Consider the following 23,443-nt stretch of genomic DNA (forward strand, 5'->3'; position numbering starts at 1 on the left):
TCTTTCTCTCAGGTCATTTCTGTTCGACTTTGGGGATGCCCCCCTCGAACTGCATCAGCATCCCGAGGTTCTTGTTGAAGCCCCAGCGGCGATATTTCAGCTCGCCATTGACGAAGTAAAGCTCAGCCACGGGATATTGCTTGCGCACCCCGCTGCCGGTATCCCAGATCTCGACCACGGCGCCCTTCTTGCGCGCGGGCCCCAGTTGCAGCTGAAAGAAATCCCGGTCGGCGGTTTCGGCCACAGCGGCCAGCACAGCCAGCACTTCATAATAATCGGTGAGACGTTCGGCTTTGAACTGGCAGACGCCCTCCAGCCCGACAATGCCAAGCGCTGCCGCCCCCGCCGCCATGCCAAGCGCCGAGGAGGTCAGCACGGTGCCCCCTGCCCCAAGCGCGGCTTCTGCCCCGCCAAGGGCTTTGGCGGCATTGGCGCCGGCCACGACAGCCCCCACGGCGGAAAAGCCGGTGCTGCTGTCGACCAGGGTCAGGAAATCCGGCGCAGTGGGGTCAAAACGTCCGACGACGGCTGCATCTGCCGCCGCTGCCGCGAGTTTCGGGGCGCGCAGCGCGATCATCTCGCTGAGGCGATAGTTACAGACATCGGCCGCTGCGGCACCGGCGCCGAGGGCCAGGACCAGAAAGGCACTGGAAAGGATACGGGACATTTTGTCTCTCGCGGGTGACGGATGGGCTGCTCTCGGATCAAGCATAAGCCATGCCGCGCCAAAGCGCAAAAGCGGGCGCTGCTGGCCGGGATCACAATCCGTCCAGCGCGATCAGCGCCGCCCGCGCGGCAGCCCCCCGCTGCGCCAGGCGCTGGCGCGGCCGATCAGATGTGCGGCGATGGGGGCGGTGACAAAAAGAAACAGGATCGCCACCAGCGCCTTCACCACCGCCCCGGTGGTGCCAAAACCAATCGCCGCCGCCAGGAGCGCGAGGCTGCCGGCGAATGCCCCGACCTTTGAGGCCGCATGCATCCGCGTCAATACATCGGGAAAACGCAGGACGCCAAGCGCCGCAATCACCGCAAACACCCCTGCCGCGAGCGCCAGAACCCCTGTGATCACCTCAGTCATCGGTCCCCTCCCGCCGCGCCAGCCACCCGGCATAGCGCGCCAGCGCCACCACCGGCACGAAACTCACCAGCGCCACGGCCACCGCGATGTCGAGATAGGCCCCGATCCCGGCCTTCAGCGCAAACAGCGCGCAAAAGCCGATCACCGCCGCCGACATCATATCAAGCGCCACCACCCGGTCGCCAAGCGTCGACCCTTTCCACAGCCGCAGCAGTCCCAGAAACACCGCCAGCGCCATCAGCGCCATGGCCCCGGTCAGGCTCAGGTCCAGAAACGCAGCAGAACTCATCTGAACACCCCCCTGACGCGGCGCGCCATACCATCCTGCAACTCCTGAACCAGGGCTTCAGGGTCGCTGCCATGCAGGCAATGGATCATGAGGCAACTGCGGTCCCCGGCGACATCCAGCGTCAGTGTGCCAGGCGTCAGGGTGATCAGGCTTGAGAGCAGGAAGATCTCGGCATCCGATATATCCGCGCGCAGCGGCAACTGAACAATCGCGGGAGACAGGGTCAGGCGCGGCCGGATACAGTCAAGCGCGACCTGGAGGCAGGATTTCACCAGCTCTTTCAGGAACCAGGGCACAAGGCTCGCGCCGGCAACGATGCGGGGAAGAATACGGGGTGCATGGCTCATGGGCGCGCTCCCAGCACGGTCCGGATATAGGCCTCAGGCTCCAGAAGCTGCTGCGCGGCGGTGGTGGCAAAAGTCACGAAGGGCTCAGGCATCACCCCGATCAGCACCGTCATCGCCGCCAGCACCGCCATCGGCGTCAGCATCAGCACGCGCGCGCGGGGCGAAAGCTGCGCCAGCACCGGCTCATATCCGCCGGGATGCGGCTTCCAGAAGGCGCCGGCCCAGATCTTGGTCATCGAGTAAATGGTCAGAAGCCCCACCATAAGCGCGATCCCCGCAACCAGCCAGGCGCCTTCCTCCAGCGCGGCCCGGACCAGCAGATATTTCGCCCAGAAGCCCGAAAGCGGCGGAAAGCCCGCCAGCGAAAAGGCCGGGATCAGGAACAGGACCGCGAGGAAGGGCGCCGCCCGGTAAAGCCCGCCGATCTGCGCCAGATCAGACGCGCCGGTCAGGCGGCGCGAGACCCCGGCCACAAGGAAGAGGTTCGCCTTCACGATGATATGATGCAGCAGGTAAAACACCGCCCCCACCAGCGCGAGCGGCGTCATCAGCGCAAGGCCCAGCACCATATAGCCAATCTGGCTGACGATGTGGAAGGAAAGGATCTTGCGGAAATCGCTCTGGGCCGCCGCGCCAAGCACGCCTGTCACCATGGTCAGGCAGGCGCACCACAGAAGGATCTCATGCGTCCAGCCCTGATCCCCGGTGAAAATCAGCGTGAAGACCCGGATCAGCGCATAGACGCCAACCTTGGTCAGAAGCCCGGCAAAAAGGGCGGATACCGCATAATGTGGCGTGTGATACGAGGCCGGCAGCCAGAAAAACAACGGGAAGACTGCAGCTTTCATTCCGAAGGCCAGCATGAACAGCATTGCGATCACCGTCATCAGCCCCTGATCGGGATGCGCCGCCACCCTGCCATGCAGATCGGCCATGTTCAGCGTGCCGGTCGCGCCATAGGTCAGCCCGGCGGCGCAGAGAAACAGCGCCGTCGCGATCAGGTTCAGCGTCACATATTTCACTGCACCGTCCGTCGCGCTGCGGCTGCCTCCGATCGCCAGCAGGCCAAAGGACGAGATCAGCAGCACCTCGAACCAGACATAAAGGTTGAAAAGATCGCCGGTCAGAAAGGCGCCGGTCACACCGCCCAGCAGCGTCTGGAACAGGGTGAACCAGCCGAGCCGCGCCGAGGTCGGGCCGATTTCCGCCATGGCCCAGAGGGCGGTCGCCAGCCCGATGATCGCCGTGATCAGCACCATCGCCGCCGAGAGATAATCCGCCACCAGCGTGATCCCGAAGGGCGCAGGCCAGCCGCTCACCTGACCCGCGATCACGCCATGGTCGATCACCGTGACCAGAAGCCGGACCGCGAGCCCCAGCGAGACCAGCGCCGTCAGGACCGAGATCCAGCCCGCGCCCTTTCGATTGCGCAGGAACAGGCAGGCCCCGGCCCCGATGAACGGCGTCAGGATCGGAAGTGCGAGGATCCAGCTCATGCTTCCCCCGCGGCTCTTCCGGTTCAGCCAGACGCATCCGGTCAACCTCAAGATGGCCAAAGCTGCGATAGGCACGGATCGTCAGCGCCAGGGCGAAGGCGAAGAGACCGAAGCCAATCACGATGGCGGTCAGCAACAGCGCCTGTGGCAGCGCATTGGCCATCTCGCCGACAGGCCGCGCGCCGCCGGGTTCCAGCAGGGGCGGGCGGCCCTCGGTCAGACGTCCGGCGGCAAAAATCGCCAGATTGACCGCATTCGAAAGCAGCATCAGCCCGAACAGAAAGCGCAGCAGATTGCCCGAAAGCATCAGCCAGAGCCCGGCAGTGACCAGCGCTCCGGCCAGTATCGCAAGGATGGTTTCCATCAGCCGCCCGCCTTTCCGCTGTCTTCCAGCGCGAAGATCAGCGCCAGGACGCCGCCGATCACGGCCAGGAATACGCCGATATCAAACAGCAGCACCGTGGACAGCGGCAGGACCGGCAGATCGAGCCAGATCCCCTGGAAAGGTGCTCCCCCGCTCAACGCGGCCGCAAGCCCCGCGATCAGGGCGCAAACCAGCCCGATGCCGCCCAGGCTGCGCGGATCGATCCGCAGTATCCGGCGCGCGGCCTCCGGCCCATCGGCGAAGATCACAATCGCAAAGCCAAGCGCCGCGATCAGCCCGGCGATAAAGCCGCCGCCCGGCGCATTATGGCCGCGCAGAAGGATGTAAAGCGCAAAGCCCAGGAAAAGCGGCAACAAAAGCCGCGCGCCGGTGGCAAGGATCGGGGATCTCATCCGCGCGCCCTCCCGATGCGGCGCTTCAGCAGCGCCCAGGCGCCAATGGCGGCCAGAAGAACCACGGTGAGCTCGCCAAAAGTGTCAAAGGCCCGGAAATCCACAAGGATCACATTCACGATGTTCAGACCATGCGCGAGGCTGTAGCTGTTTTCTTCGAAATAATCGGCAAGCTGCCGGTCCGGCGGATGCGCGGTGATCGCCAGTAGGATCAGCGTAACCGACAGACCCATAATGCCCGCGATCCCCCAATGCAGCGCGCGACGGCGGGGGCTGCGGCGCTCGGTGATTCCGGGCAGGCGCAACAGCGCGATGCCGAACAGGACGGCAGAGAGGCACTCGACCATCAGCTGCGTCACCGCCACATCCGGCGCGCCGAAGATCAGGAAGATCAGCGCGACGCCGATCCCGACCGTGCCGATCCCGGCGATATTGGCGATGCGCGAATGCGGCGTCAGCGACAGCGCCGCCCCGCCAAGCATGAAACCCGCGATCACCCAAAGCGGCAGCGGCGCGGTGAGTTCCACCGCCAGCAGCGGACGCTTTGCCGCCAGCGTGGCAAGGATCACGAGGCCAGCCGTCAGAAAGCTCAGCGTGAGGTAGTGGCTCAGCCTGCCGGACTGGATCACCCGGGTCAGGAACGTGGCGAAACCGGCGAGGCCCGCAAGCAACCGGTCCCAGCAGCGGTCCGCAAAGGAAAGGCCGGTCCCGCGCGCCAGAAGACGCGGCGCGGCCAGGAACAGCCCCCCCCCAGCCCGAACGTCGCAAGGCTGAGCGCCAGCGGCAGGTTGACCCCGGCCCAGAGATGCAGCTCTGCCGCCGGAGCCGCGCCAAATCCCATGACCGCCGCGTCCAGCAACGGCTGCAACAGGCCAGGCATCAGCCCGAAGACGAGCCCCGCCCCCCCAAGCACGACCGGGCCGGCCAGCATCTGCCAGCCTGCCTCATGCGGCTCTCGCGGCAAGGGCCCGGGCGGCGCCCCCCAGAAGGGTCGCAGCGCCACCACGCCCGCCACCGCAAAGATCAGCGCATTCGAGGCCAGCAGCGGCAGCACCAGCCAGGGCGTGACCCCGGCATAAAGCAGCTCTTTCCCGATCCAGCCAAGGAAGGGCGGCAGGCCTGCCATCGAGACCGCAGCCAGAAGCGCCGAAACCGCGGTCAGCGGCATTGCCCGCCGCAAACCGCGCAAGGCTGTCACATCGCGGCTGCCGGTGCCATGATCCACCGCGCCCACCACCATGAACAGCGCCGCCTTGTAAAGCGCATGCACGATCAGGAAGGTCAGCGCCGCCGTCAGGGCCACACCCGACCCCTGCGCCAGAAAGAGCACCAGCACACCCAGAGCCATCAGCGTCGTCCAGGCCAGGGCCTGTTTCAGATCGCGCTGGCGGATCGCGATGACCGAGGCAAAAAGCGCCGTCGCGCCGCCGGCCAGGGTCAGTGTGATCTCCCATGCCCCGGTGCCAGAGAGCGCCGGATGCAGCCGCGCCAGCAGATAGACCCCTGCCTTCACCATGGTCGCGGAATGGAGATAGGCCGAAACCGGGGTCGGTGCCGCCATGGCATTGGGCAGCCAGAAATGGAACGGGATCTGCGCAGATTTGGTGAATGCCCCCAAAAGCACCAGCGTCAGGATCGCGCCATAAAGCGGGCTGGTCTGCAATCCCCCGCCTTGCAGGATCACCGCGAGATCATAGCTCCCCGCAGCGAAGCCGATCAGGATGAACCCGGCCAGCAATGCCAGCCCGCCGCCCGCCGTGACCAGCATCGCCTGGAGCGCATTGCGGCGCGCCTTCGGGTCGTCATGGCTGAAGCCGATCAGCAGGTAAGAGGTGAGCGAGGTCAGCTCCCAGAACACGAATAACGTGATCAGGTCGCGCGCCAGCACCAGCCCCAGCATCGAAAGCATGAAGAGAAACAGGAAGAGCACAAAGCGCCCGAATTGCGGATGGTTGCCCATATAGCCGGTGGCATAGAGGAAGATCAGCCCGCCGATCCCGGTGATCAGCGCGGCAAAGATCAGTGCCAGCGGGTCAAGCATGAAAGACAGCCCGATCCCGAGCGAGGGCACCCAGGCCAGATCGAACAGGACCGCGCCGGTTGTGAGGACCGCTCCTGCCAGGGCAAAGAGCACCGCAAACAGCGCGAAAGCGACAGTTGCTGCCAGATAGCCCGCCGCCCGGGACAGGGAGAAACCGCTTTTGTCTTGCGCCATGGCCTCCCCCTCCGGTTACCGCCTCCGGTCACTCAGTCGATACAGGCGGTCACCCGAAGAGAGAAATAGAAATCTGCGGCCGTCATTATAGTTTTAAACTATAAGAGAAGGGCAGTATCAAAGAAAAATGCCCGCACCTTTCGGCACGGGCATTCTTGTGACACAGACACGACCGGTGAAACCGGGCGCTGTGGCAAAACCTCAGCGACGCAGGCCGAGGCGCGCGATCAGCGAGCTGTAACGCGCTTCGTCTTTGGCTTTCAGATAGTCCAGCAGCTTGCGGCGCTGCGCGACGAGCATAAGCAGACCACGACGCGAGTGGTTGTCTTTCTTATGCGTTTTGAAATGCTCGGTCAGGGTCGCGATGCGCGAGGACAGGATGGAAACCTGCACTTCGGGCGAACCGGTATCACCAGCTTTGGTCGCGTATTCCTTGATCAGGCGGGCTTTTTCTTCGACGGTGATCGACATCGGATGCTCCTTTCGGTGTTGCGAGAGACGGCACAAGCCGGGATGTCGTCCAGCAGGGCCCTTACACCCCGGCAGGGAAAACCGCTGCAGGGGATGCGCTCCTATACGGGGATTCGGCGCAAAAGGAAAGCCCCTGGCGCTGTCGGCGGCAAGGCGTATCGGATCAGGTCTGGGCCTGTCCCGCACCGGCCGACCCCGCCCGGTCAGAGCGAATCCGGAAACGGATCGCGTCGGATTTTTTACAACTTAACCAAAACATCTTCTATGAGGATACCCCCCTTGCGTGGTATGAATTAGTCAGGAAGTTTTCATATGCATCAGATGGTTAACGTGAAAAATGGTTAACGCCCCCATGGGGTCAGCCATGTGAGGTGAGACAATGCTGGGCCTATTGGGATTGTTGGGGGCGGTGTTTGCCGGTGCTTTGATTGAGGGCATTTCTGCCCGCAGCACGGACGAAGAGGATGAGTCCGAAAACCAGGACAGCCAGGGCGATCCTCAGACCGGTCACGGCAATCTGCTGGATGATCCGGATGACGCGACCCAGACCGACCCCTTCCACGGCCTGAACCCTTTCCGCGCGGGCGGCACCCATGGCGGCGGCTGGACAGGAGGCATCACGCCTTCGGGCAGCGGCAGCGAAAACGGTACTCAATCCGGTTACACGCCCGGGGCTGGCCTGAACGGCAGCGCAACGGGCAGCCACACAGACGACCCCACAGATGGCGGCTCCGATGAAACCGACACCGGCTTTGAAGATGGCCATGTCCCAGAGGATGGCCCCCCTGTCGCTGATCCCCCGATCGTTGAACCCTTGCCGGATAATACGGGTGGCACCGACGCCGACACGGGCACGGGCAATCCCGACGGTTCCGGAACCGGGCCAGGCCCGGTCTCGCCGCAGCCTGTGCCGGTCACCGGCACGACCGGAGACGATCTGCTGGACGGCAGCGACAGCGATGATCTGATCCGGGGCGAAGATGGCAATGATCAGATCAACGCCCGCGATGGCGATGACACGGTCTATGGCGGCAATGGCAATGACATCGTCAATGCCGGAGCCGGCAATGATCTCGTCCTTGGCGGTGCCGGCAACGACGAATTGCATGGTGATACGGGCGATGACACGCTCGACGGCGGCGATGGCGATGACCAGCTGATGGGGCATGAAGGCGACGATCTGCTCCAGGGCGGCGCCGGCAATGACACGCTGCTGGGCGGTGAGGGCGATGACAGCCTTTATGGCGAAGAGGGCGATGACTGGCTCTGGGGCGGCGAGGGCGACGATCAGATGGTCGGCGGAGCGGGTTCGGATACGCTGGATGGCGGCGCCGGAAATGATACACTCTGGGGCGCCTTCCCCGAGGGGGACGATGGCGAAGTCGACTTCCTCAATGGTGGTGACGGCGATGATGTGATCCATCTCGGCGCGGGTGATTATGGCAATGGTGGCGCGGGATCTGACAGCTTCGTCCTGACGCAATGGCTGGGTGAAGGCGGCTTCGCGACCATCACCGATTACGACCCGCAGGATGATGAGATCGTGCTGGTCTATGACCCCGCCGCCCATGTCTCGCCCGCAGTCTCGGTGACGCAAAGCGCGACCGGCGGCTCATCCCTGATCAGCATCGACGGCTTTGTCGTGGCCGAGGTGAATGGCCAGATCGACCCGTCCGAAATCAGGCTGCTCGCTGCCTGATCCGGCACGGCGCTGCAGGAACCAGAGAAGGCAGAGGCGAAAAATCAAAGGGCGGCCAGATCGGCCGCCCTGTTTCAGTGTCGCAGCCGTACCGCGAAAATCAGAGCCCGCGCGTCAAAGATTGAACACGCGCGACGGGTGCAGTTCACCGCCCATATAGCGGCCAAGCGCCAGCGCCTTGCCGTCAAAGCTCGCCCAGGCCTCATCGCCATAGTCGATATGGCCCAGCACCTGCCCCGGATTGCCGTTCTTCAGCCGCACCGCCCCTTCCGCCGTCGCCTTCAGCTCTGGCAGATCCGCCAGCGCGAGTTCGAGCGGCGCCAGCAAAGCGTCGATCCCGTCTTGCCGCGCCAGCTCCTCGATCTGCGCCATCGTGACCCCTTCAGCCGCCTCGAACGGGCCCGACCATTCGCGCCTGAGCCAGGCCACGTGCCCCAGACAGCCAAGCGCCCGGCCAAGATCGCGCGCAATGGCGCGCACATAGCCGCCCTTGCCACAGACCATTTCCAGGTCTGCGTGATCGGCATCGGGTCGCCCCAGCAGCATAAGGCTGTCGACCCAAAGCGGCCGCGCCGCGAGATCCATCTCGATCCCCTCGCGGGCAAGGTCATAGGCACGCTCGCCATCGACCTTGACTGCGGAAACCTGTGGCGGCACCTGCAGGATCTCGCCGCGAAACGCGGCCAGCGCCGCCTCGATTTCGCCATCCGCAGGCCGCGCAAGCGAAGTCGCGATCACCGCACCGCTGGCATCATCGGTTGCAGTCGCGGCCCCGAATACCACCCGGAACCGATAGCATTTCAGCGCATCCGCCACCACCGGCACGCATTTGGTGGCCTCGCCCAGAGCAACCGCCAGCAGCCCCGTCGCATCCGGATCCAGCGTGCCGGCATGGCCGGCTTTTTGGGCCTGAAAGGCCCATTTCACCTTGTTGACCACATCGGTCGAGCCAATGCCCGCAGGCTTGTCGACGATCACCCAGCCGGAAACCGGGCGGCCTTTGCGCGTTTTCGCCATTGATTAGTCCTGTGCCTGACCCGAATCGATCACGGTGCCGACAATCGGCCCCATCGCGAAGCCGCCGTCATGGCGTCCCAGTTCGGGCGCGTAAAGCCGCGAAATATTGCCGTCGAAATAAAGCGCATCCGTCAGCCCGAGATGGTCGCGGAAAAACCGCGCGAACTGGTGGAAATTGACGGCGCGGTCGCTCATCACGAAGACTGCCTTCGTCCCCGCGGCATCGACGCCGACGCCATTGCGGATATAGGTCGAATCGCTGTTTTCCAGAAAGCGCGGATGCAGCTTGCCATTGATCACCAGCATCGGCCCCGACTGCGTCGCATAGCGGCAATTGCCCCGCAGGGGCTCGAACTGACGGCTGTCGGTGATGTTGAAACTGCCATCCGCCCAGCAAAACACCCCATTTGGCAGCAGGCCGAAATTCCCCGGCCCCTCGGCGGTGACGATGGCATGTTTCTCTTCGCCGCCCTCGATATAAAGCCCGACGGGCGAGCGGTCGCGATGATACATGCCTGCATTCATCGCGAATCCAAGCGTCTTGCCCTCGGCCGCCAAAGCCTGGTCCACCGCGCGGAACGAGCCGAGATTACCCCTGGGGCCGTCCAGAAACAGCCGCAGATCATCCGCTGCCGTCACTTCGCAAAGACTGAAAGGCACGCCCTCGAACATATCCTGGCGGCAGGCCGAGGCCGATGCGGCAGCCGCACCCGATATCAGCACCACCAGGGCCGCGAGGAGGCGGATCACGCCTCGTCCTCCCCGGCCCCTTCCTGATCTTTGCTCTCGATATCGCGCTGCACTTTCGGATCCGCGAACAGCCGCCGCGTCTCGTCAAGCCGGTCATAGGTCTCGTCCGGGCGGAACCGCAGATCCGGCGCGTATTTCAGCGTCAGCCCGGCCGCGACCCGGTGGCGCAGCTCGCCCCGGTGCTTTGCCAGCAGCTTCACCGCCTCATCAACCGGCGCCGTGCCCAGAAGCGGCATGACATAAACCGTCGCCACCTTGAGATCGGTCGAAAGCGAGACCTCGCCGACGGTGATCGGCATAGCATTCAGCTCCGGGTCGTGGATCTCGCCCCGGTTCAGAACATCGGAAAGGGTACGTCGGATCAGTTCGCCGACCCGCAGCTGACGCTGGGACGGCCCCTGACCGGAGGATATGCGTTTTGTGGCCATGACCCGCATTTAAGCCCTTTCCGTCCGCCCCGCAACGGGCAGGGTTTCAACCGCGCGCGCGCGGCGCTAAACCACGGCTTGAAACCGCTGGAGGAAATCATGAGCGATCTGCCGGGTATTGTCGTCACGGGTGTGTCGGGCCGCATGGGGCAGATGCTGGTGAAGACCATTCAGGCCAGCGGCAAGGCGCGCCTTGTCGCCGGGGTCGAGCGCGAGGGCAGTCTCTGGATCGGCCGCGATCTTGGCGAATGCATGGGCGGCCAGCCGAATGGCATCATCGTGACCGATGACCCGGTCGAGGCCTTCGCCAAAGCCCAGGGCGTGATCGACTTCACCTCGCCCGCAGCCACGGTGGAATTTGCCGGCCTCGCCGCCCAGGCCCGCGCGGTGCATGTCATCGGCACCACAGGGCTCAGCGATGCGGATATTGCGAAACTCGGCGCGGCGGCGCGCCATGCGGTGATCATCCGCGCCGGCAATATGAGCCTTGGCGTCAATCTTCTGACCGGGCTTGCGCGCAAGGTTGCAGCGGCGCTGGATGAAGACTGGGATATCGAGGTGGTCGAAGCGCATCACCGCCACAAGGTCGACGCGCCGTCCGGCACGGCGCTGATGCTGGGCGAGGCCGCCGCAGAAGGCAGAGGAAAAAGCCTGGCTGAGCTGCGCACCCCTGCCCGCGAAGGCATCACCGGCGCCCGCAGCCGTGGCACGATCGGTTTTTCAGCGATCCGGGGCGGCGATGTCGTCGGGGAACATGATGTAATCTTTGCCGCCGACGGCGAACGCATCGTGCTGCGCCACCTTGCCACGGACCGCTCGATCTTCGCCCGGGGCGCATTGCGCGCCGTCCTCTGGGGGCAGGGCAAAAAGCCTGGCCATTATGACATGGCGGATGTGCTGGGTCTTTGATCCGGCCCCGCTTTAAATGCGGCGTGCCAGCTTCCTCCTGAGCTGAAACTCCGTCGCAGGGCGCTCCCGCATCCAGCCGCCAGCGCTCTGCCGATCAGATGTGAACGGGGTCAGAAGTGAATCGGGTCAGAAATCGACCGCGAGCCCCTTCTTCTCCCAATCCCCATAGCGCACGGGCTCCAGCCCGTCGCGTCCGCCATATTCTTTTGGCACCGCCTGATCGCCCAAAGCCTTGCGCCGCGCCTCGGCTTCGGCAAGCGCCCGCAGCGCCTCGGGCGGCAGATCGCGATGTTCTTCCGGTTGGCAATCGGTCATGGCAGCGGTTCCTCTCCGGTCCTTGTCTGTGATACAGCGCCGGACGGCAGGTGCAAAGGGGCGCAGAATGGCTGAAGGTATAGCGGCACGGGCAGCGGCAGTGGCCGCGCTGAATGCGGTGCTGGGCGAGGGGAAAATGCTCGCCGAGCTCGCCGAACCGGATCTCGCGCCGCAGGACCGCGCCCGTGCGGGCCGCCTGACCGAAGAAGTGCTGCGCCGGCTGGACCCTGCCGACCGCATCCTCGCGCCAAAGCTGCGTAAATCGCCGCCGCTCGGCCTGATGAATATTCTCCGGCTCGGGCTGGTGGAAATGGCCCTGGGCGCGGCCCCCTATGGCGTGGTGAATGCCTGCGTCGCCATCGCGCAGCAGGACCGCAAAACCCGGCATATGTCCGGCCTCGTCAATGCCGTGCTGCGCGGGTTAGACCCGGCCGCGCTCGCAGAGCAGCCGGTGCAAAAACTGCCGCGCTGGTTGCGCCAGCCGCTGGTTCAGAAATGGGGCCGCGATGCGGTCCAGCAGATGGAAACCGTATTCGCTGCCCCACCGCCGCTTGATCTGACGCTGCGCCCTGAAGGCCCACATCCCGAGGGCGAGATGATGCCGACCGGCAGTCTGCGCCTTTCCGATCCTGGCCGGATCAGCGCCCTTCGCGGCTATGCCGAAGGCGGCTGGTGGGTGCAGGATATGGCCGCCGCAATACCGGCGCGGCTCTTGCAGGCGCAGGCCGGAGAGCGGGTGCTCGATCTCTGCGCGGCGCCTGGCGGCAAGACGATGCAACTGGCGGCCACCGGCGCCGAGGTCACGGCGCTTGATATTTCCCCGGCGCGGCTGCGGCGGGTTGAGGAAAACCTGGCCCGCACCGGCCTGCAGGCGCAGCTTATCGCCGCCGACGCCCTGCATTGGGAGCCGGATACCCTCTTTGACGCGATCCTGCTGGATGCTCCCTGTTCGGCCAGCGGCACCATCCGCCGCCACCCCGACCTGCCTTTCGTCAAGGACGGCAGCGAAATCAGGGGCCTGGCTGAACTGCAATCGCAGCTGATCGACCGGGCGCTGTCCTGGCTTAAGCCTGGCGGCCGACTGGTATTCGCCACCTGCTCGCTCCTGCCGGAAGAGGGCGAGCTCCAGCTTGATGCCGCCCTCGCCCGGCATGCCGGGCTGCAAACCACCCGCCTTGAGCTCGATGGCATCAGTTCAGACTGGTGGACAGAAAGCGGCGGGCTGCGGCTGCGCCCGGATTACCTCGCGTCGCAGGGCGGTATGGACGGGTTTTTCATGATGCGCCTCCATCGCCCCTGAGGGCCGCAAATTTCTTAAGTAAGAAATTTGGCCGGAATTTTCAGAAAAATTCCGCGCCCGCCGCTGGCGGGCGGTCAGTCCAGCTCACGGGCTTCCGACACCAGCATGACCGGAACGCCACCCCGCACCGGGAAGGCAAGTTTCGCTAATTTCGAAACCAGTTCCTGCTTCTCACTGTCCCAGATCAGCGCCCCATGCGTGACCGGGCAGATCAGGGCCTCCAGCATGCGCCGGTCGAAAGCGGCCGGTTTCTGGTCTTCGTTCCCGGTCTCGCTCATTGCAGCACCTCATCGCCATTGCCGCCCCTGAGGGCGAATTCCACCAAAGTCACCAATGTCTCACGCCGTGTCGTAAGATCCGGGGTTTCCAGCAGGGCCTGGCGGTCTTCGGGCGACAGCGGCACCAGCATGGAGAGGGAGTTGATGAGAATCTCATCCGGAGCTGCCTCCAGCCCCTTCCAGTCAGCGGTCAGATCGCGGCCCGCCAGATAACGCGAGATCAGCGAGAACAGCGCCGGCCGGTCGAGGCCTCTATCCTCTTCGGGTCCGCCCAGATCACGCTCAAACGGCGACCAGTCCACGTTGAAACGGCGATAGGGGGTAAAGCCCTCGACCTCGCCGCCCATCCGGAACCGCGTGAGACCCGCCAGCGTGACCATATAGCGGCGGTCATCGGTCTCACCGAGTTGCACCAGACGACCGGCGCAGCCGATGGTCGAGAGCCGATCCTCGCCCAGCGGACAGACCATACCGATCAGCCGGTGCGGATGTTTCAGGCAATCGTCGATCATCGCGAGATAGCGCGGCTCGAAAATGTGCAAAGGCAGCCGCGCCCGGGGCAAGAGCAATGCACCGGGCAACGGGAAGACCGGGATCGTCCCCGGCAGATCCGCCAGCGAAGGCCGCAGCGGAAACATCTCAGACGAAAATCATCGAAGAGAGCCGCCGCCGCCCTTTCAGCACAATCGGGTCCTGCGGCTTCAGCGCGTCAAAAATGGTGAAAAGCTGCGCGCGCGCGGCGCCGTCATTCCATTCGCGGTCGCGCCGGAACAGTTCCAGCAACTGGTCCACCGCCTCATCGATCTTTCCGCTGGCATTGAGCGCCACGGCAAGATCAAACCGCGCCTGGTGATTGGCCGGATCCGCGTCAACGGCGGCCTGCAACTCGGCCTCGGGGCCGGCATTGGCAGCCTGCCGCGCCAGTTCCAGCTGCGCGCGGGCGGCCTCGACTTCCTGCGTGCCGGCAATTGCGGCCGGAACGGTCTGCAAAAGCGCCTCTGCGGCGTCAAAATCGCCGGCGCCGATATGGCTGCGGGCGAGGCCGCCAAAGGCCGCCGCATTCTCGGGTTCTTCGCCAAGGATGGCTGCGAATGTCTCGACCGCATCGGCATAATCGCCGTTTGTCAGCATCTCTTCGGCGGCGGCAAGCGCATCGCCCAGGCCCCCGTCATCACCGCCAAGCGCCACCAGTTTCTCGACGAATTTCTTGATTTCCGAGCCGGGAAGCGCGCCTTGGAAGCCGTCAACCGGCTGGCCCTGCCAGAAGGCATAGACCGTCGGAATCGACTGCACGCGCAGCTGACCGGCGACCATCTGGTTCTGATCCACATCGATCTTGACCAGCCGCACTTTGCCTTTCGCCGCCGTGACCGCAGCCTCCAGCGCCGGCCCGAGCTGCTTGCACGGCCCGCACCAGGTCGCCCAGAAATCAACGATCACCGGCACCTCGCGCGAGGCATCGATCACATCGGCCATGAATGTCGCATCAGATCCGTCTTTGATCAGATCGCCAGGCTGGCTGGCGGCGGGCTTTTGTGTCTCATCAAGACCGAGCATGCTGTCCTCACTTTCGCGGCTTTGCCCCTATATGCGCGCTGATGTCGCAGTCGCCAAGGGGGCGCGCGCCCCTTCCTGCCTGATCGCTTCCCCGATCAGGCGAGCGCGGCACATTCCCCATGTTGCGGGCAACTGGTCAGATGGTCATTCACCATCCCCGCCGCCTGCATGAAGGCATAGGTGATCGCCGGGCCGCAGAAATTGAAACCCCGTTTTTTCAGGGCTTTGGACATGGCGGTGCTCTCAGGAGTGGACGCTACGGCCTCTGCCATCGACCCGAGCCGGTTCTGCAACACCCCGCCGCCGGTGAAAGACCAGATCCAGGGCGAGAACCCCTCGGCCGCCTCGATCTCGAGAAAGGCGCGGGCCGAGCGGATTGTGCTCTCGATCTTGCCGCGATGGCGCACGATGCCCGGGTCAAGAAGCAGGCGTTCCACCTCGGCCGCCCCCCAGGAGGCGATGGTTTCCGGCTGAAAGCCCTGAAAGGCTGCGCGGAAATTCTCCCTTTTTTTCAATATCGTGTACCAGGAGAGGCCAGCCTGGAAGCCTTCGAGGATCAGCATTTCCCACAGCGCGCGCGGGTCGCGCTCAGGCCGACCCCATTCCTCATCGTGATAGGCGACATAAAGCGGGTCTGTGCCGCACCAGGGACAGCGTTGCGTGGAATCGGCAGTCATATTGGCCTCCCGGAATAGGCAAAATTTGAAACAAACGCAGAACGTTCAGCCTCGGTTTACCTATCTTCGCGCAGAGTGTCACCCGAACAATAAGGACAGCGGGGATGAGCTTCGAACAGGCGCGGCGCAAGAAAGTCGATCTCGAAGGCCAGGAAGCCTCTCCTTTTGCCATCGCGGTTTCCTCGGCAGAACGCGCGGTGCTGCACATGGTGCGCGAGGCGTTGCAGCACAAGCGGATGCGCCTGGCCTTCCAGCCCGCCGTTTATGCCGCCGCCCCTGATATTATCGGCTTTTATGAAGGCTATATCCGGCTGCTGGATGAAAAGCAGATGACGATTCCGGCGCGCGACTTCATGTCGGTTGCCGAAACCCGCGAGCTTGGGCGCGAAATCGACGTGGCGGCGTTACGGCTGGGGCTGACGACGCTGCGGCGCAATCCCGGGGTACGAATCGCGGTCAATATGTCGGCGAGATCGGTGGGCTATAAACCCTGGACGCAGCTTTTGCGCCGCGTGCTGGGCGAAAACCCCGGCATCGGCAAAGGGCTGATCTTAGAAATCAGCGAGGCCTCGGCGATGCAGATGCCCGATGTGCTGATCCCCTTCATGGACGAGTTGCGGGGATATGGCATCACATTCACCCTGGATGATTTCGGCGACAGCGTCACCTCGCTGAGCCTGCTTCATGAATTCGGCTTCGACATCGCCAAGCTCGATGGACGCTTTATCCGCGATTGTCACAGGGATCCGGAAAACCAGCCGATCCTGCGCGCAGCCATCGCCATGGCGCAGGAATTTGGCATGTTCCTCGTGGCCGAAGCGGTCGAAAGCAACGAAGAAGCGAACTGGCTGCGGGAGCAGGGCGTCGGGTGTCTGCAAGGCTATCTGTTCGGTCGGCCGGAACTCGATCCCGATTTCAGCCTGTATCTCCGCGCCAGGCATGCGGCGGCAACCGCAGGCTGAGGTCAAAAACTGTCGCGCAATATTCTTGCGTATTTCTTCTGATTGTGTCCCTCTTCGCCAAAGAAGACCCTGCGGGCCGCCCGATCCCCTCGCGGATCTCTGCCCGACGTTACTGCCTGAGGAGAGGCTTCAGATGACCAATATCGTAATCGTTTCGGCCGCACGGACCGCCGTGGGCTCGTTCAATGGGGCTTTCGCCAATACACCGGCGCATGAACTGGGAGCGAGTGTGATCGAGGCCGTTATCGCCCGGGCCGGGATCGACAAGTCCGACATCGATGAGACCATTCTGGGCCAGGTGCTCACCGCAGGTCAGGGCCAGAACCCGGCCCGTCAGGCGCATATCCTCGCCGGCCTTCGCAAGGAAAGCCCGGCCTGGTCGATCAACCAGGTCTGCGGTTCGGGCCTGCGCACGGTCGCGCTTGGCGCCCAGCAGATCCAGACCGGCGCGGCCGGAATCGTCATCGCCGGTGGTCAGGAAAGCATGAGTCTCTCGCCCCATGTCGCGCATCTGCGCGCCGGCACCAAAATGGGCGACATGAAGATGATCGACTCGATGATCAAAGACGGCCTCTGGGATGCGTTCAACAATTATCACATGGGCCAGACCGCCGAGAATGTAGCCGCTCAATGGCAGATCTCGCGCGAACAGCAGGATGAATTCGCCGTCGCCAGCCAGAACAAAGCCGAAGCGGCGCAGAAAGCCGGCAAGTTCAAAGATGAGATCGCGCCCTTCACGGTGAAGACCCGTAAGGGCGATATCCTGGTCGACAGCGACGAATATATCCGCCACGGCGCCACGATCGAGGCGATGCAAAAGCTGAAACCCGCCTTCACCAAAGACGGGACCGTGACCGCCGCCAATGCCTCGGGCCTCAATGACGGCGCGGCCGCCGTCTTGCTGATGACCGAAGAGGAAGCCGCGAAACGCGGGCTGAAAGTGCTCGCGCGGATTGCCTCTCACGCGACGGCTGGTCTTGATCCGTCGATCATGGGTGTCGGCCCGATCTATGCCTCGCGCAAAGCGCTGGACAAGGCGGGCTGGAAGGCCGCTGACCTTGACCTCGTTGAGGCGAATGAAGCCTTTGCCGCTCAGGCCTGCGCGGTGAACAAGGACATGGGCTGGGATCCGGCAAAGGTGAACGTCAATGGCGGCGCGATTGCGATCGGTCACCCGATCGGCGCTTCGGGTGCGCGGATCCTCAATACGCTGATTTTCGAGATGAACCGTTCGGGCGCGAAGAAAGGCCTCGCTACGCTTTGCATCGGCGGCGGCATGGGTGTCGCGATGTGCCTTGAGCGCGACTGACATCAAATATTTGTAATATAAACCTAAATTCAGGGGCACCGGCGCGATCCGGTGCCCTTTTCCATAGCCCGGCAGCGTTACAAACATACGACCCCAATGAAACTTTGCTGCGCAAGTAAAATAATTTTTGAAACAATATTGCGCACTGGATGAACTACCGCTAACTTCCGGGGAACAGCTTTTCTGAGGAGGAATCATGTCCAGAGTTGCACTCGTCACCGGCGGTTCTCGCGGCATCGGCGCAGCCATTTCAATCGCGCTGAAAGCGGCCGGCTATAAGGTTGCCGCCAATTATGCCGGCAATGACGATGCGGCCAAGGCCTTTACTGCGGAAACCGGCATTCCGGCCTATAAATGGTCAGTTGCCGATTATGATGCCTGCGTTGAAGGCATCAAAAAGGTCGAGGCCGATCTGGGTCCGGTCGATGTGCTGGTGAACAATGCCGGCATTACCCGCGATGCCATGTTCCACAAAATGACTCCCGGCCAGTGGAAAGAGGTCATCGACACCAATCTGACCGGGTTGTTCAATATGACCCATCCGCTCTGGTCAGGTATGCGGGATCGCAAATTCGGCCGCGTGATCAATATCTCTTCCATCAACGGGCAAAAAGGCCAGGCCGGCCAGGCGAATTATTCGGCGGCGAAATCGGGAGATCTCGGCTTTACCAAATCTCTGGCCCAGGAGGGTGCGCGGGCAGGCATCACGGTAAATGCGATCTGCCCCGGCTATATCGGCACCGAAATGGTGCGCGCTATCGACGAGAAAGTCCTCGCCGAACGCATCATCCCGCAAATCCCGGTCGGCCGCCTCGGCGAGCCGGAAGAGATCGCGCGCTGCGTGGCCTTCCTCGCCTCGGATGATGCAGGGTTCATCACCGGCTCGACCATCTCTGCGAATGGCGGTCAGTTCGTCGTCTGACGAATCCCGTCGCGCCACAGGAAAGGCCCGCCCCGGCGGGCCTTTCTCTTTCTGCGGTGCCAGATTACAAGGGCGCCGGAGTTTTCAAAGAAAACTCCGGGCCGTTTCCTTACTTAAGGAAACGGGGGCAGGAGAGCTGAAATGTCGCACAATAAGGCTACGGCCATCGGATTTAGCGCAGTCCTGATGTGGGCTTTGCTGGCTCTTTTGACCATCGGATCAGAGCCCGTGCCGCCCTTCCTGCTCAACGCGATTTGTTTTGCCATTGGCGGCAGCATCGGGCTGGTCTGGACGGCGCGAAACGGGTTCCATCTGTTAAAGACCATCTCCTGGAAAGTCTATGCGTTTGGAACAATTGGTCTTTTCGGATATCACTTCCTTTACTTTACAGCCTTCCGCGTGTCACCCACCGCAGAAACCGGGCTGATAGCCTATCTCTGGCCGCTGTTCATCGTCCTTTTTTCCGGCCTTTTGCCGGGCGAAAAACTGCGCCTGCCGCAGCTGCTCGGGGCAGCTGTCGCCTTTGCCGGCGCTGCGCTGATCATCCTTGGCGGTGGCACAGAAAGCGGTTTCAGCACCACCGGCATGATCCTGGCTTTTGGCTGTGCGCTCACCTGGTCGGTCTATTCGGTCATCTCGCGCCGTCTCGGCACTGTGCCAACGGAAAGCGTCACCATCTTCTGTCTCGCCTCCGCCGCCTTGTCGCTGATCGCTCACCTTGCGCTGGAGGAGACCCTCTGGCCCACCGGCACTGCCGGCTGGCTCTCGGTGCTGCTGCTGGGGATTGGGCCAGTCGGCGCGGCGTTCTTCACCTGGGATATCGGCATGAAAAGAGGCGACATCCAGCTTCTGGGTGTCGCCTCTTATGCTGCCCCTTTGCTGTCAACGCTTGCCCTGATCATCGCGGGCAAAGCCGAAGCCAGCTGGGCCATCCTTGCGGCAGCGATCCTGATCACCAGTGGTGCGCTGATCGCCTCCCGCAAGGCGTCCTGATCCACACAGACACGGGCTTTTCCGGCCGGGGCTCAGGAGAATTCACTCAGTGGGAGGCGCTGAGGCGGCCAATTTCCTCTTTCAGCCGAAGCTTCTGGCGCTTCCATTCTGCGATCTGGGTGGCATCCGTCGCCGGGCTGCGTTGCCCTTTCTCGACCTTATCAGAGAGCACCTCGTGCTTCTTGCGAAGTTCTGCCAGATGCGAAGAAATGGTCATTTCGTCCTCCTGTATGGTTCGCGTAAGGAGGATTGCAGCACGGAACGCGCGTCGTGTCATCTCTCTTTCATATGAGAGCGACAAATATTGCCGGTAATTCTCTTTTAATCAGCCGAAACGCGCCGGCAGAGCTGCACCGTCACGCAAAATTGCATTTGCTTCCGCAGTATAGCTTTCACGGTCGCCATCATGCGCCAGGCCCTCATGGATCACCAGCGGCGGCAACAGGCGAAAGGCAGCGCGGCCCCCTTTCTTTGCCCGCAAAATCACCCGGAGCGCTTCGCGCCCCTCACGCGCCGCCAGCGGCAGGATCGAGGCCGAGCCGAGCTTTGGCGCCAGCGCCGCAAGGAGCTCGGGCACCGAATCCGCGCCTGCGATCAGCGTCAGCCAGCCACCGGGCGCCAGCCGCCGCGTCGCCGCCGCCACCCAGTCCGACACCGGCAGGACCACCTGCATCGCTTTCGCCCTGATATCCACCGGCGAGGCGCTGCCCCCGGCCGGATACCAGGGCGGGTTGGCGACCACATGGTCGAAATCATGACGCAGGGCCAGGGGCATCCGGCTCAGATCGCCCTCATGCACCTCCATCGCGATGCCATTGCGCTGTGCATTCCGGCGGGCAAGGGCGGCGTAAAGCGGCTGTACCTCCAGCCCCGCGAGCCGCAGCTCCGGCACCCTCGCGGCGAGGCACAGCGACACCGCCCCCGCCCCGCAACCCAGATCCAGCACCTGCTGGCCCGGCTTCGCGCCACAGGCCGCCGCAAGCAGCACGGCATCCGTCGCCGCCCGATACCCCCTGAGCGGCTGCCAGAGCCTGAGCCTGCCGCACAGAAACTTGTCATCCGACAAATCCCCGTCGGCAAACTGCTCCGTGCTCATGGCGAAACCTCCAGGCCGTTATCCGTCACGATCGCCCGCGCCATGAAGAGGTCGCGGTCTGCAACCATCAGGCGGCGCGGCAAAATTCCGAGTGAACCATCAAGTACACTCATGTGGACGTCCAGGTCGAAGGCTGTTATTCCCTCGCCCTCAAGAAGGGCCGTCGCAAAGGCGATCACCGTCGGGTCGGTCGTGCGCAAAAGCTCTTTCATAGGTTTTGGGTAGCCGCACCGCGCCGTCAGGGCAAGAGGCGCCTGCCCACCAGGGGTTGACCTGAGTGTTTGGGGATGAAGATGGACGGCAGTGACAACGCGCATCGCGGTCCGCAGGACCGGCTGGCGGAGGCTCTGGCCCCGGATATGGCCGCCGTCAATGCGATCATCCGCGCGCGGATGGCCAGTGAACATGCGCCCCGCATCCCCGAAGTCACCGCCCATCTGATCGAAGCCGGCGGCAAACGGATCCGACCGATGCTGGTGCTCGCCGCGGCGCATATCTGCGGCTATCCGGCCAGAAACCCGGGCGGTGAAGACCACCAGAAGCTCGCCGCCACGGTTGAGTTCATCCATACCGCCACGCTTTTGCATGATGATGTCGTCGATGAGAGCGCGCAGCGCCGCGGCCGGCCGACCGCCAATCTTTTATGGGACAACAAGTCCTCGGTTCTGGTCGGCGATTATCTGTTCGCCCGCGCCTTCCAGCTGATGGTCGAACCGGGCAGCCTGCGCGTGCTTGATATTCTCGCCAATGCCTCGGCGACGATTGCCGAAGGCGAGGTGCTGCAACTCACCGCCGCCCGGGATCTGGCCACCACAGAGGACACCTATATCCGGGTGGTGCGCGGCAAGACGGCAGCACTGTTTTCAGCAGCCACGGAATCCGGAGCCGAGATTGCCGGAGCGACGCCTGATCAGGTCCGGGCGCTCTATACTTATGGCGACGCGCTTGGCATCGCCTTCCAGATTGCCGATGACCTTCTGGATTACGGTGGCACCTCGGCTGTGATCGGCAAGAACACCGGCGATGATTTCCGCGAACGCAAACTGACCCTGCCGCTGATCAAGGCGGTCGCCAAAGCCGATGCGGAAGAACAGGCTTTCTGGATCCGCGTCATCGCCAAAGGCGATCAGCGTGACGGCGATCTGGAGATCGCGCTTTCGCTGATGGAGCGCCATGGCGCGCTGGCTGCCGCCCGCGTCGATGCCCTCGCCTGGGCCGCGACCGCGCGCGCCGCGCTGGCACCGCTCCCCGATCATCCGCTCAAGGCGATCCTGGGCGATCTTGCGGATTTCGTGGTTTCGCGCATCGCGTAACCGCGGTCAGCGCCCGCACTGCTGACTTTCTTTCCGCAAAAGCCTGTGCTTTCCTTGCGGGAAGGAAGGGGTGTTGCTTGCCTGATCTTCATGCCGACCTGACCGAGGCGCTTTATTCAATTCTGCTTGGGGAAGCGGGCTGGTCGCGGTTTCTGAGTCTGCTGGCATCCGACCGCATTAATGGCGGCGCTCTGTTCCTGCTGCAAAAGGACCATATGAGTGGCGGTGTCGGACGGCTGGAACTGACCTCAGGCATCGGTGCAAAGCAGATCTCGGATTACGCCGCATATTACTGCCAGCTCAACCCCTGGCTGCCCGATCATATCCTGCGTCTCTCCAATGATGTGATCGTCGATCACGAGGTCACCTCGCGCGACGCGCTGAAGCGGACCGAGTTTTACAGCGATTTCCTGCGCCCCGCCGGATTTATCGGCTCGGCCGGCGTGACTCTCGGGCGCCGGGGCGGCGAACATATGCTGCTGACCACGATTTTCGGCGACAGCGATCCTGAAATCGCCACGATGATGGGCCATCGGCTTGAGGCCCTGAGGCCGCATCTTCAGCGGGTAATGCGCCATTTCGCCAATCTCAGCAGAGAGGCCATGCCGGGCAATTTCGCCGCCGAGGCGCTTGGCGTGCTCGGCACCGGGCTTTGCGTGATCGGTGATGATCTGAAACCGACATCGATTTCGCCGGCGGCTGAAGAGGCGGCGCGGCGCGCGGATCTCTTTACCCTGACCCCGACTGGCCGCATTCACCTTGCAAATGAGGCGGCGCGTCAGCTTCTGGTGCAGATCCTGGCACGGGGCTATGAAGGGCCCACAGAGCATGTCTGGCATCAGAATGGCTGCCGGCTGACCCTGTTCCGTGCCGCCCGCGAGCCGATATCCGAATTTCTGTGTGGTCCGGCCGCCGGATTGATCATCGAAGAGGGGCAGGTGAGGTCCGAACCGCTGCGCATTGCGCATTTCCAGCAGCGTTATGCGCTGAGTGCGGCCGAAACACGGGTGCTGACGGGGATCACGCAGGGGCTCTCGATCCGGGCAATCGCCGACGCCCATAGCCGCTCGGTCGAAACAATCCGCAGCCAGGTGAAGAGCCTGCTTCACAAGACGGGATCCGAAAGCCAGCTGGCCCTGATGCGACGACTGAGCGGGCGGGGCTGAACATCGTCCCTGATCCACGTCTGAACGCAGGGCTGATGCCGGTTCGGTATCAGGGCCGAAATCCGGGGGAGGTCGCGTT

General features: G+C 63.4%; 29 protein-coding genes and 1 pseudogene. 9 read left to right on the plus strand and 21 right to left on the minus strand.

Annotation, left to right across the window (positions count from 1 at the left end):
• Window positions 1-13: 13 nt before the first annotated feature.
• The 10 genes and pseudogenes from QNO18_RS01010 to rpsO form a co-directional block, all read right to left on the minus strand.
• Window positions 14-667 (minus strand): hypothetical protein, encoded by a 654-nt coding sequence (locus QNO18_RS01010; protein ID WP_198836550.1) that lies wholly within the window; start codon window positions 665-667, stop codon window positions 14-16.
• A 111-nt stretch (window positions 668-778) separates the two neighbouring features.
• Complete coding sequence (mnhG, locus tag QNO18_RS01015) at window positions 779-1,078, minus strand: monovalent cation/H(+) antiporter subunit G (RefSeq protein ID WP_283176165.1); 300 nt, start codon at window positions 1,076-1,078, stop codon at window positions 779-781.
• A complete protein-coding gene (locus QNO18_RS01020; RefSeq protein WP_283176166.1) occupies window positions 1,071-1,367 on the minus strand; it encodes a monovalent cation/H+ antiporter complex subunit F in 297 nt (98 codons plus the stop codon). The genes mnhG and QNO18_RS01020 overlap by 8 nt, the downstream gene beginning before the upstream one ends.
• Complete coding sequence (locus tag QNO18_RS01025; protein WP_283176167.1) at window positions 1,364-1,714, minus strand: Na+/H+ antiporter subunit E; 351 nt, start codon at window positions 1,712-1,714, stop codon at window positions 1,364-1,366. The genes QNO18_RS01020 and QNO18_RS01025 overlap by 4 nt, the downstream gene beginning before the upstream one ends.
• Entirely contained in the window at window positions 1,711-3,210 is a 1,500-nt protein-coding gene (locus tag QNO18_RS01030; RefSeq protein ID WP_283176168.1) for a Na+/H+ antiporter subunit D, read from the minus strand. The genes QNO18_RS01025 and QNO18_RS01030 overlap by 4 nt, the downstream gene beginning before the upstream one ends.
• 22 nt (window positions 3,211-3,232) lie before the next feature.
• Window positions 3,233-3,574: pseudogene (locus QNO18_RS01035) on the minus strand (NADH-quinone oxidoreductase subunit K); the annotation flags it as partial.
• Window positions 3,574-3,987 carry an MnhB domain-containing protein gene (locus QNO18_RS01040; protein WP_283176169.1) on the minus strand — a complete coding sequence of 138 codons (414 nt, stop codon included), beginning with the start codon at window positions 3,985-3,987 and terminating at the stop codon, window positions 3,574-3,576. The pseudogene QNO18_RS01035 and the gene QNO18_RS01040, both read right to left, overlap by 1 nt.
• Entirely contained in the window at window positions 3,984-4,658 is a 675-nt protein-coding gene (mbhE, locus tag QNO18_RS01045; protein ID WP_283176170.1) for a hydrogen gas-evolving membrane-bound hydrogenase subunit E, read from the minus strand. The genes QNO18_RS01040 and mbhE overlap by 4 nt, the downstream gene beginning before the upstream one ends.
• The gene (locus QNO18_RS01050; RefSeq protein WP_283176171.1) at window positions 4,622-6,202 is read right to left on the minus strand and encodes a proton-conducting transporter membrane subunit; all 1,581 of its coding nucleotides are present in this window, start codon (window positions 6,200-6,202) and stop codon (window positions 4,622-4,624) included. The genes mbhE and QNO18_RS01050 overlap by 37 nt, the downstream gene beginning before the upstream one ends.
• A 201-nt stretch (window positions 6,203-6,403) precedes the next feature.
• Complete coding sequence (rpsO, locus tag QNO18_RS01055; RefSeq protein WP_198836558.1) at window positions 6,404-6,673, minus strand: 30S ribosomal protein S15; 270 nt, start codon at window positions 6,671-6,673, stop codon at window positions 6,404-6,406.
• 379 nt (window positions 6,674-7,052) lie between these two features.
• Here rpsO and QNO18_RS01060 point away from each other — a divergent pair, with 379 nt between their 5' ends.
• Window positions 7,053-8,372: a calcium-binding protein gene (locus QNO18_RS01060; protein ID WP_283176172.1), complete on the plus strand. Its 1,320-nt coding sequence runs from the start codon at window positions 7,053-7,055 to the stop codon at window positions 8,370-8,372.
• Window positions 8,373-8,486: 114 nt separating this feature from the next.
• On the opposite strand, the gene truB is transcribed toward QNO18_RS01060, so the two are convergent.
• From truB to rbfA, 3 genes are read right to left on the minus strand one after another with little or no spacing between them, the layout of a single operon-like run.
• Window positions 8,487-9,389: a tRNA pseudouridine(55) synthase TruB gene (truB, locus tag QNO18_RS01065; protein WP_283176173.1), complete on the minus strand. Its 903-nt coding sequence runs from the start codon at window positions 9,387-9,389 to the stop codon at window positions 8,487-8,489.
• Window positions 9,390-9,392: 3 nt separating this feature from the next.
• Window positions 9,393-10,139 (minus strand): phosphodiester glycosidase family protein, encoded by a 747-nt coding sequence (locus QNO18_RS01070; RefSeq protein ID WP_283176174.1) that lies wholly within the window; start codon window positions 10,137-10,139, stop codon window positions 9,393-9,395.
• A complete protein-coding gene (gene rbfA / locus QNO18_RS01075; protein WP_283176175.1) occupies window positions 10,136-10,567 on the minus strand; it encodes a 30S ribosome-binding factor RbfA in 432 nt (143 codons plus the stop codon). Before rbfA ends, QNO18_RS01070 begins: the two co-directional genes overlap by 4 nt.
• Before the next feature lie 99 nt (window positions 10,568-10,666).
• On the opposite strand from rbfA, the gene dapB reads away from it, so the two are divergent.
• Complete coding sequence (gene dapB, locus QNO18_RS01080; RefSeq protein ID WP_283176176.1) at window positions 10,667-11,476, plus strand: 4-hydroxy-tetrahydrodipicolinate reductase; 810 nt, start codon at window positions 10,667-10,669, stop codon at window positions 11,474-11,476.
• Between the two features lie 126 nt (window positions 11,477-11,602).
• Here the strand turns inward: dapB and QNO18_RS01085 are convergent, their stop codons facing one another.
• A complete protein-coding gene (locus tag QNO18_RS01085; protein ID WP_283176177.1) occupies window positions 11,603-11,791 on the minus strand; it encodes a DUF1674 domain-containing protein in 189 nt (62 codons plus the stop codon).
• A 67-nt stretch (window positions 11,792-11,858) separates the two neighbouring features.
• Between QNO18_RS01085 and QNO18_RS01090 the strand changes: the two genes are divergently transcribed.
• Entirely contained in the window at window positions 11,859-13,091 is a 1,233-nt protein-coding gene (locus tag QNO18_RS01090; protein ID WP_283176178.1) for a transcription antitermination factor NusB, read from the plus strand.
• A 74-nt stretch (window positions 13,092-13,165) separates the two neighbouring features.
• On the opposite strand, the gene QNO18_RS01095 is transcribed toward QNO18_RS01090, so the two are convergent.
• The 4 genes from QNO18_RS01095 to QNO18_RS01110 form a co-directional block, all read right to left on the minus strand.
• Window positions 13,166-13,369 carry a Trm112 family protein gene (locus tag QNO18_RS01095; protein ID WP_283176179.1) on the minus strand — a complete coding sequence of 68 codons (204 nt, stop codon included), beginning with the start codon at window positions 13,367-13,369 and terminating at the stop codon, window positions 13,166-13,168.
• Entirely contained in the window at window positions 13,366-14,007 is a 642-nt protein-coding gene (locus QNO18_RS01100; RefSeq protein ID WP_283176180.1) for an LON peptidase substrate-binding domain-containing protein, read from the minus strand. The genes QNO18_RS01095 and QNO18_RS01100 overlap by 4 nt, the downstream gene beginning before the upstream one ends.
• A gap of 1 nt (window position 14,008) precedes the next feature.
• A complete protein-coding gene (locus QNO18_RS01105) occupies window positions 14,009-14,926 on the minus strand; it encodes a co-chaperone YbbN (protein ID WP_283176181.1) in 918 nt (305 codons plus the stop codon).
• Window positions 14,927-15,021: 95 nt separating this feature from the next.
• Window positions 15,022-15,603 carry a DNA-3-methyladenine glycosylase I gene (locus QNO18_RS01110; RefSeq protein ID WP_092899484.1) on the minus strand — a complete coding sequence of 194 codons (582 nt, stop codon included), beginning with the start codon at window positions 15,601-15,603 and terminating at the stop codon, window positions 15,022-15,024.
• Window positions 15,604-15,707: 104 nt separating this feature from the next.
• Between QNO18_RS01110 and QNO18_RS01115 the strand changes: the two genes are divergently transcribed.
• From QNO18_RS01115 to QNO18_RS01130, 4 genes are all read left to right on the plus strand, one after another.
• Window positions 15,708-16,565, plus strand: a complete 858-nt coding sequence (locus tag QNO18_RS01115; protein WP_283176182.1) for an EAL domain-containing protein — start codon at window positions 15,708-15,710, stop codon at window positions 16,563-16,565.
• A 133-nt stretch (window positions 16,566-16,698) separates the two neighbouring features.
• Entirely contained in the window at window positions 16,699-17,874 is a 1,176-nt protein-coding gene (locus QNO18_RS01120; RefSeq protein ID WP_283176183.1) for an acetyl-CoA C-acetyltransferase, read from the plus strand.
• A 196-nt stretch (window positions 17,875-18,070) separates the two neighbouring features.
• On the plus strand, window positions 18,071-18,796 hold the full coding sequence (locus QNO18_RS01125; RefSeq protein ID WP_283176184.1) for a beta-ketoacyl-ACP reductase: 726 nt from the start codon (window positions 18,071-18,073) through the stop codon (window positions 18,794-18,796).
• A 141-nt stretch (window positions 18,797-18,937) separates the two neighbouring features.
• Window positions 18,938-19,789 carry an EamA family transporter gene (locus QNO18_RS01130; protein ID WP_283176185.1) on the plus strand — a complete coding sequence of 284 codons (852 nt, stop codon included), beginning with the start codon at window positions 18,938-18,940 and terminating at the stop codon, window positions 19,787-19,789.
• Between the two features lie 46 nt (window positions 19,790-19,835).
• On the opposite strand, the gene QNO18_RS01135 is transcribed toward QNO18_RS01130, so the two are convergent.
• From QNO18_RS01135 to QNO18_RS01145, 3 genes are all read right to left on the minus strand, one after another.
• Window positions 19,836-20,006, minus strand: a complete 171-nt coding sequence (locus QNO18_RS01135) for a DUF465 domain-containing protein (protein WP_092899494.1) — start codon at window positions 20,004-20,006, stop codon at window positions 19,836-19,838.
• 108 nt (window positions 20,007-20,114) lie between these two features.
• Window positions 20,115-20,885: a methyltransferase gene (locus QNO18_RS01140; protein WP_283176186.1), complete on the minus strand. Its 771-nt coding sequence runs from the start codon at window positions 20,883-20,885 to the stop codon at window positions 20,115-20,117.
• A complete protein-coding gene (locus QNO18_RS01145; protein ID WP_092899498.1) occupies window positions 20,882-21,097 on the minus strand; it encodes a DUF2007 domain-containing protein in 216 nt (71 codons plus the stop codon). The genes QNO18_RS01140 and QNO18_RS01145 overlap by 4 nt, the downstream gene beginning before the upstream one ends.
• 81 nt (window positions 21,098-21,178) lie before the next feature.
• Here QNO18_RS01145 and QNO18_RS01150 point away from each other — a divergent pair, with 81 nt between their 5' ends.
• Window positions 21,179-22,198, plus strand: a complete 1,020-nt coding sequence (locus tag QNO18_RS01150) for a polyprenyl synthetase family protein (RefSeq protein WP_283176187.1) — start codon at window positions 21,179-21,181, stop codon at window positions 22,196-22,198.
• Window positions 22,199-22,275: 77 nt separating this feature from the next.
• On the plus strand, window positions 22,276-23,364 hold the full coding sequence (locus tag QNO18_RS01155; protein WP_283176188.1) for a hypothetical protein: 1,089 nt from the start codon (window positions 22,276-22,278) through the stop codon (window positions 23,362-23,364).
• Window positions 23,365-23,443: the final 79 nt, after the last annotated feature.

Source organism: Gemmobacter sp. 24YEA27 (assembly GCF_030052995.1).
Classification (GTDB): domain Bacteria; phylum Pseudomonadota; class Alphaproteobacteria; order Rhodobacterales; family Rhodobacteraceae; genus Pseudogemmobacter.